Annotated in this window: 3 protein-coding genes and 1 pseudogene; 1 reads left to right on the top strand and 3 read right to left on the bottom strand. The window is 59.9% G+C overall.

The genetic code is table 11. The features are described 5' to 3' along the window. A pseudogene (gene lon / locus J0I64_RS00415) lies at positions 1 to 1,859 on the bottom strand (endopeptidase La); the annotation flags it as partial. 347 nt (positions 1,860 to 2,206) lie between these two features. Between lon and rocF the strand changes: the two are divergent. Then, on the top strand, positions 2,207 to 3,178 hold the full coding sequence (gene rocF / locus J0I64_RS00410) for an arginase (protein WP_291405355.1): 972 nt from the start codon (positions 2,207 to 2,209) through the stop codon (positions 3,176 to 3,178). 202 nt (positions 3,179 to 3,380) lie between these two features. On the opposite strand, the gene clpX is transcribed toward rocF, so the two are convergent. Both clpX and J0I64_RS00400 read right to left on the bottom strand, forming a co-directional pair. After that, positions 3,381 to 4,658, bottom strand: a complete 1,278-nt coding sequence (clpX, locus tag J0I64_RS00405) for an ATP-dependent Clp protease ATP-binding subunit ClpX (protein WP_291405353.1) — start codon at positions 4,656 to 4,658, stop codon at positions 3,381 to 3,383. A 173-nt stretch (positions 4,659 to 4,831) separates the two neighbouring features. Beyond that, positions 4,832 to 4,942, bottom strand: a complete 111-nt coding sequence (locus J0I64_RS00400) for an ATP-dependent Clp protease proteolytic subunit (protein ID WP_291405357.1) — start codon at positions 4,940 to 4,942, stop codon at positions 4,832 to 4,834. Positions 4,943 to 4,956: the final 14 nt, after the last annotated feature.

Below are 4,956 nucleotides of genomic sequence, written 5' to 3'. Positions count from 1 at the left end.
ACGCCTTCGATGGTCAGGATTTCGCCGCCGACCGAAGTCCAGGCGAGACCCGTCACCAGACCAACCTGCGACTCCGCCTCGATCTCACCATGCTTGAAGATCAGCGGGCCGAGATATTCGGCGAGCTTTTCCTCGGTGATCTCGATCGACTTCACCTTGGTACGGACGATGTCCGTAATGGCCTTGCGCATCAGCTTGCTGATTTCGCGCTTGAGATTGCGGACACCGGCTTCGCGGGTATAGCCGCGGATGACCTTCATCAGCATCTCGTCGCTGAGTACGAATTCGCCGTGGGCGACGCCGTTTTCCTTGGCGGCTTCCGGGATCAGGTGCTGCTTGGCGATCGCGTGCTTCTCCTCTTCGGTGTAACCCGAGAGGCGAATGATCTCCATGCGGTCCATCAACGGGCCGGGGATGTTCAGCGTGTTCGAGGTCGTCACGAACATCACGTCCGAGAGGTCATAGTCGACCTCCAGGTAGTGATCGGCGAACGTGTTGTTCTGTTCCGGATCGAGCACTTCGAGCAGAGCCGAAGACGGATCGCCGCGGAAGTCCTGGCCCATCTTGTCGATTTCATCGAGCAGGAAGAGCGGGTTGGACTTGCCGACCTTCTTGAGCGACTGGATGATCTTGCCGGGCATGGAGCCGATATAGGTGCGGCGGTGACCGCGGATTTCGGCTTCGTCACGGACGCCACCGAGCGCCATGCGCACGAATTCGCGGCCGGTCGCCTTGGCGATCGACTTGCCGAGCGAGGTCTTGCCGACACCCGGAGGGCCGACGAGGCACAGGATCGGGCCCTTGAGCGTACCGGTGCGAGCCTGCACAGCCAGGTATTCAAGGATGCGTTCCTTGACCTTTTCGAGACCGTAGTGGTCTTCGTCCAGCACCTTTTCAGCCAGCAGCAGGTCGCGCTTGACCTTGGACTTCTTGCCCCACGGCAGGCCGAGAAGCGTATCAAGGTAGTTACGCACGACGGTGGCCTCAGCCGACATCGGGCTCATTCCCTTGAGCTTCTTGACTTCGCCATCGGCCTTGGCCCGAGCTTCCTTGGAAAGCTTGGTCTTGGCGATGCGCTCTTCCAGTTCGGTGATCTCGTTGGTGCCGTCTTCGCCGTCACCGAGTTCCTTCTGGATCGCCTTCATCTGCTCGTTGAGGTAGTACTCGCGCTGCGTCTTCTCCATCTGGCGCTTGACGCGCGAGCGGATGCGCTTTTCGACCTGCAACACGCCGATCTCGCCTTCCATCAGGCCGATGACCTTCTGGAAGCGCTCGATGACGGAAATGGTCGACAGCAGGTCTTCCTTTTCCGGGATCTAGATGACCAGGTGGCTGGCGATGGTATCGGCGAGCTTGGACGGGCTCTCGATCTGACCGACCGCAGCCACGACCTCTGCCGAGATCTTCTTGTTCAGCTTGACGTAGTTTTCGAATTCGCTCTGGGCGGAGCGCGCAAGGGCTTCGAGCTCAGTCGCGTCTTCCTCGGGCTCGGGAAGCGGGCTGGCCTCGGCTTCGAAATATTCTTCCGTCTGCAGATATTGATCGATGGTCGCGCGGCTGAGACCTTCCACGAGCACCTTCACGGTACCATCTGGAAGTTTCAGAAGCTGGAGCACAGTCGCGATCGTGCCGGTGCCATAGATCTGGTCCGGGGCGGGATCATCGTCCTGCGCGTTCTTCTGGGTCACGACAAGAATGTGCTTGTCGTCGCGCATGACCTCTTCAAGTGCCTTGACCGACTTTTCGCGACCGACAAACAGCGGCACGATCATTCCGGGGAAGACAACGATGTCGCGCAGGGGGAGAACCGGGTAAACCCGGTCCCGGCTCACTTCGCCGGTGGGATTGACGTCCGACATCACATTTCCTTTCCGGGGCGCGCCGGGAGGAATTTGGGGTAGCGCGCCCGTATTGCGACTGCCCAATCCATGAAGGCTGGGCGATTCAGGTTAATAAATAGGGTGGACTGCCCTCGCCGCAAGTCAATCATTGCCGTTTTGTGACCTATTGCACCGCTACGCACAGGTGGCATGCATATCGAGGCAGGAACAGGCATGTGCCTTGGATGCAAAGGAGAATCCGTCTCGGACGATTTTCGCGCCGCAGCTTTCCCCGGTAGATTGGGTCTGTCTCAAACCTGTGCCATCCTCACACGGCAAATGAAGGGGCCCGATGGCGAATTCGGGCCTGAAGCAAGGACGGGCTGATGGTAACCAAACCCAAACGGATCGACATCCTCGGCGTGGCGACGGCCTCGGGCGCTTCGGTGCGCGGCTGCGGCATGGGACCGGAAGCGCTGAGGGTTGCCGGCTTGCTCGAAGCACTGCTGGAGCTCGATCTCGCCGTGGCCGATCACGGCGATATCAGGCGCATTCATCCCGAAATCAGCACCAATCCCTCCAGTTGGCGCCTGCCGGAGGAACGGAAGGCCGACGTACTTTATCTGGCGGCGCGGACAAGCGAGGCGGGTCATGACATTCTGACCAATGGCCATTTCCCGCTGTTTGTCGGAGGCGACCACTCGATCGCCATGGGCACGCTCTCCGCCGTCTCTCGTTACAATGCAGCCAAGGGCAAACCGGTGCATGTGCTCTGGGTCGATGCCCATGCCGACTACAACACGCCAGACACCTCGCCCTCGGGCAATCTGCACGGCATGCCGCTCGCCCTGCTCTGCGGCGAGCCGGGCTTTGATGATGGGTTCAAGGGCGATTGGTTGGGGAGCATCGAACCGCGCAACGTGACGATCTTCGGGGCCCGCTCGATTGATCGCGAGGAGCGCCGACTGCTTCATGCGCGCGGCGTCGAGGTCATCGACATGCGCAAGATCGACCAGGTGGGCGTGGTTGGGCTGATGCAGCCGATAATCGAGCGCGTAAAGGCGTCGAACGGGCACCTGCATGTGAGTTTCGACGTCGACGCGATCGATCCTGCCATCGCGCCGGGTGGCGGTACGCTGGTGCCAGGTGGCCTCACCTATCGTGAGGCACACCTGATCATGGAAATGCTGCATGACAGCGGCATCGTGGGGTCGCTCGACATTGTGGAGCTCAATCCCTTCCTCGATCACGGCGGCAAGAGCGCGACGCTGCTGGTGGACTTGGTGGCGAGCCTCTTTGGGCGGTCGATCATGGGCGAGGAGCCTGGGCCGGTGGAGTTTGTGACGGGCGAGGACTGACGCCCTCGAGGAGTGCACGCCCTCACCGTGATCGTCACCACCGGGTTTGTCCCGGTGGTCCATGCGGAGGCGAGATGGATTGCCGGGACAAGCCCGCCAATGACGACGGACCGGAAAATTGCGCGCCGAAGCGCACTTACCCCCGAAAACAAAAACGCCGGGTCTTTCGACCCGGCGTTTTGATTTTCAGGCTGGGACCAGATCAGGCGGTCGCCGGCTCTTCGTCTTTCTTGCGCTCGGAGTAGATGTAGAGCGGACGGACGTCCTTGCCCTTCACCACTTCTTCCGAGATCACCACCTCCTCCACGCCTTCGAGCGAGGGCAGGTCGTACATGGTATCGAGCAGGATCGCTTCCATGATCGAGCGGAGGCCGCGAGCACCGGTCTTGCGCTCGATTGCCTTCTCGGCGATCGCCTTGAGGGCGTCTTCGTGGAAGGTCAGTTCGACTTCTTCCATCTGGAAGAGGCGCTGATACTGACGAACGAGAGCGTTCTTCGGGGCCGTGAGAATTTCGATCAGAGCCGGAATATCGAGGTCTTCGAGGGTCGCAAGGACCGGGAGACGACCGATGAATTCCGGGATCAGGCCGAAACGGACGAGATCTTCGGGTGCAACATCCTTGAGGAGATCGCCAACGCGACGATCCTGCGGATCCTTGACGGTGGCCGAGAAGCCAATGCCCGAACCTTCGCCGCGAGCCGAGATGATCTTTTCGAGACCAGCAAAGGCGCCGCCGCAGATGAAGAGGATGTTCGTCGTGTCGACCTGCAGAAATTCCTGCTGCGGATGCTTGCGGCCGCCCTGCGGAGGCACGGAGGCAACGGTGCCTTCCATGATCTTGAGGAGAGCCTGCTGCACGCCTTCGCCCGACACGTCGCGGGTTATGGACGGATTGTCCGACTTGCGGGAAATCTTGTCGACTTCGTCGATGTAGACGATGCCGCGCTGGGCTTTTTCGACGTTGTAGTCGGCAGCCTGGAGCAGCTTGAGGATGATGTTTTCGACGTCTTCACCGACATAACCGGCTTCGGTCAGGGTCGTGGCATCAGCCATGGTGAAGGGCACGTCGAGAATGCGTGCGAGCGTCTGCGCGAGCAGGGTCTTACCGGAACCGGTGGGACCGATGAGCAGAATGTTGGACTTCGAAAGCTCGACGTCCTGATTCTTGGTCGCGTGGTGCAGGCGCTTGTAGTGGTTGTGGACAGCCACGGAGAGTACGCGCTTGGCGCGGAACTGGCCGATGACATAGTCGTCCAGCACCTTGCAGATTTCTGCAGGGGTCGGAACGCCATCGGAGGACTTGACCATCGAGGTCTTGTTCTCTTCGCGGATGATGTCCATGCACAGCTCAACGCATTCATCGCAGATGAATACGGTGGGGCCGGCGATAAGCTTGCGAACCTCATGCTGCGACTTGCCGCAGAACGAGCAGTACAGCGTGTTCTTGGAGGTTTCGCCGTTCGTTGTCTCTTTGGACATCCAGTCACTCCCGGGGGCTTTGGGCCCCCAAAATCAGCATTACAGGAAACCGTAATGCTGAAGACATAAAGAAAGTCTAAGCCGAAACGACCTTAAAGGCCGTTCCGGCTGCGTGCAATTGCGTCGGGATCACAGTCCACGGCGCAGCAGCAATGTGCTTAACGCGCTTCAAATCAGGCGGATGCCTCAGGTGCAGCGCGCTTCTCGTGGATGGAGTCGATCAGACCAAAGGTCTTGGCTTCTTCCGGAGAAAGGAAGCGATCGCGCTCGAGAGCGTTCTCGATTTCCTCGTAAGTGC

Origin of the sequence: Devosia sp., assembly GCF_017307565.1 — a bacterium.
Classification (GTDB): Bacteria; Pseudomonadota; Alphaproteobacteria; order Rhizobiales; family Devosiaceae; genus Devosia.
The sequence above is the reverse complement of the archived record's forward strand: the minus strand, read 5'-3'. Positions and strand labels throughout refer to the sequence as shown.